The following is a 2,954-nucleotide window of genomic DNA, read 5'->3' as shown; positions in this document are numbered from 1 at the left end:
AACTGATCAACCGCGTCTTTGCCACCATCAGCCGAGGAACCCCCTATGTGCCAATCGCCCAGTACGGGCAAGCCGCTTAGGCATGAATCTTGGAAAAATAATATCATCAATCGCTTGTTTTTATCTTAGAATTCCGTGCCGCACAAAGTCGAAACTAAATAGCCGCTAACCATTGACCTTTTATTCCGCTCCGGCGTACCGGTTAGCCCCTAGAACGTTGCTGTACTATCCAAACGTTGTTGCTCGACTGGTGGGGGAGGTGGCAATTGCTGTTGCTGAGGCTGCTGCTGGTACATGGGATTTTGCTGTGGCTGAGCAGGATTGTCCAGCAGCTCTACTTTGGTGATAAAGTATTTGCTGTCGCCGTTCCAGGGCAGGATGAAGAATTTCTCTTCGTAGGTAAGCGAAACACGGCGTCCGGTTTTGATGCCTTCTTCGAGCCGGGAAACGGCTTCCTTATTGTCGTCATCGACCGAAAACTCCCATTGATTGGCGCTCAACGTACCTCCGCCCTCGAACAAGCCACCGACGTTCAGCACACCTTCGAAAGTTTTGAAGACAAAGCCGCGCTTGCTAAGCTTAATCACAAAGCCCCCACGCTTGCCTTCGCTGTAATAGCCGAAGGTGAGGTAGTAAAACACACCGAATATGATCAGCAAAAATATTCCAAGGATAACCCATTTACGCATGGAGGTGGTGTTTAAATTGGCTTTGTCGCTCAAAAAAACAAAATTCCGTATTTACCCGCACTATTCCAAGCAACTACTTTGCCCGGATGGCTTCCACCGGGTCCATGCGGGCGGCAAGCATGGCGGGAACAATACCCGACAGGATGCCAATGACGCTTGAAACGCCGAGGCCGAGGATAACGTTTTTGGGCAATAAAACTACGTCCAGACTACCCAGGGACATGAAAGTGAGCAGGTAAACCAAGAAAATCCCCACTAATCCACCAACTAAGCTAAGCATCACAGCCTCGAATAGAAACTGACAGAGGATGAAATAATTCTTGGCCCCCAGCGATTTCTGGATGCCGATGAGATTGGTGCGCTCTTTTACCGACACGAACATGATGTTGGCGATACCGAAGCCACCTACCAGGATGGAGAAACTACCGATGACCCAACCTGCCAACGTAAGTACCCCGAACAAGCCCGAAATAGCCTCGGCGGCGGCTTCGGGGCGGTTAATCGAGAAATTATTGTCGTCGCGGGGTTTGATGCCGCGAATGGTGCGCATCAGGCCCGTGATTTCCGCCTCAACCTCGTACAGCCCCTCGTCCGACTCGTAGCCCTTGACCACAATGTCGGGGTCAGGCCGTCCCGACTGGAAAAGCTTGGCAAAAGCATTGTAAGGGATGAAGCATTTGGTATCGGGCGGGCCGCCGAATTCGATGAGGCTTTCGCCCTTTTTTTCTTGCACGCCCGCCACCACGAAACGGTTGCCAGCCAGCTTGAACTCCTTGCCGACGGCACTACTACCAGGGAAAAGCGTTTCGGCGATATCGGCTCCGATAACGGCTACCTGCCGCCCGGCGTCTGTTTCGATGGGCGAAAAGTAGCGCCCCTCGGCGATAGTGATGTCCGAGATTTGATTGTATTCGTAGGAGATGCCCTGAATTAGGGCGTTGATGCTGTTGGAACCACTCTTCGCGATCGTGTTGCCCTTGAAATCCATGACGGCCACCGAACTGGCATTTTCCAGGTTGTCATAGAGGTACTTGTACTCGCGGTAGTTAGGGTCGGGCCACTGGAAATACCGCCACCAGGCGTACTCTACGTTACCGAAGCTCCACGGCCACTTTTGTACGTAGAGTACTTTGTCGCCGATGAAGCTCATGCTTTCCTTGATGTTGCGTTCAAGCGAGTCCACGATTGTGAACACGGCCACAATGGCAAAGATACCCACCGTTACGCCCAACAGCGACAGAATGGTGCGGGTGATGTTTCCGCGCAGGGCTTGCCAGGCAAAGCGGAAACTTTCAAAAATTTGTCGGACGAATTTCATGAAGGCGATTTATAGCGGGAAATCTTAACGGCTAACCAAAATAACAGGGCAAAAGTTAAAAACCCAGATCAAAGCCGCAAAGCAAAAGGGATAAGTGGTAAGATGGGCGGTTGTATGTGGGAATTTATCGCGTATTTTGTTGTTGGGTATAATTCATCAGCCACGCATTTATGTCAAGCGAAGTCATATTTTTTGCCGGATTCACGGTTTTTGTCATTCTGGTAATGATGCTCGACCTCGGAGCATTCAGCCGCAAGTCAACCAGTCACATCGTCAGTTTCAAAGAGGCCGCCTCGTGGAGTGCCGTGTGGGTGGCCCTGGCCCTGGCTTTTTACGTTTTCCTGCGCTTTTACGGGTATTGGGTACACGACATCAGCGACCCGTCGCACTTAGCTACAGTTAGAAGTACTTATTACCCTAACCTGACTCTACCCACCGATTTCGACGCCGCGCTGACCATATTTCAGAACAACATGGCGCTGGAGTATCTCACGGGCTACCTAGTCGAGTACTCCCTTTCTGTGGATAACATTTTCGTATTTATCTTGATTTTCAACTCCTTCGGTGTTCGGGAGATTTATTACAAGAAGGTATTGGTTTGGGGAATTCTGGGGTCGATCTTTCTACGCTTTATCTTTATTTTCTTAGGTTCGGCGCTAATCCAGGAGTTTAGCTGGGTGCTGTATATTTTCGGAGCGTTCCTGGTTTATACCGGAATCAAAATCCTGATTACCAAAGATGAGGAAGAGGGCATCGACGTCAAGAAGCACCCCGCCGTGCGGCTTTCGTCCCGATACCTCAATGTATTCGAGCGCTACGTGGTAGATCATTTTTTCGTGCGGCGCAAGCGCGACAAGAAACTCTACGTCACGCCGCTTTTCGTGGTTATGATCGTGATTGCCTTCACCGATGTGGTGTTTGCGGTGGATTCGATTCCGGCTATCTTC

The 2,954-nt window shown here is 50.5% G+C and carries 3 protein-coding genes; 1 reads left to right on the top strand and 2 read right to left on the bottom strand.

Annotated features, from left to right (window positions below):
- Positions 1-209: 209 nt before the first annotated feature.
- Both ACEW8P_RS05790 and ACEW8P_RS05785 read right to left on the bottom strand, forming a co-directional pair.
- Positions 210-689, bottom strand: a complete 480-nt coding sequence (locus tag ACEW8P_RS05790) for a hypothetical protein (protein ID WP_373512156.1) — start codon at positions 687-689, stop codon at positions 210-212.
- A 73-nt stretch (positions 690-762) separates the two neighbouring features.
- Entirely contained in the window at positions 763-2,007 is a 1,245-nt protein-coding gene (locus ACEW8P_RS05785) for an ABC transporter permease (protein WP_373512155.1), read from the bottom strand.
- Positions 2,008-2,177: 170 nt separating this feature from the next.
- On the opposite strand from ACEW8P_RS05785, the gene ACEW8P_RS05780 reads away from it, so the two are divergent.
- Positions 2,178-2,954 (top strand): TerC family protein (locus tag ACEW8P_RS05780; protein ID WP_373512154.1); only part of this gene is annotated, 777 nt, incomplete at its 3' end.

Source organism: Persicitalea sp., from assembly GCF_041751555.1.
In the GTDB taxonomy this organism is placed as follows: Bacteria; Bacteroidota; Bacteroidia; order Cytophagales; family Spirosomataceae; genus Persicitalea.
Note: the sequence above shows the minus strand (reverse complement) of the source record. Positions and strands in the feature narration are given on the sequence as shown.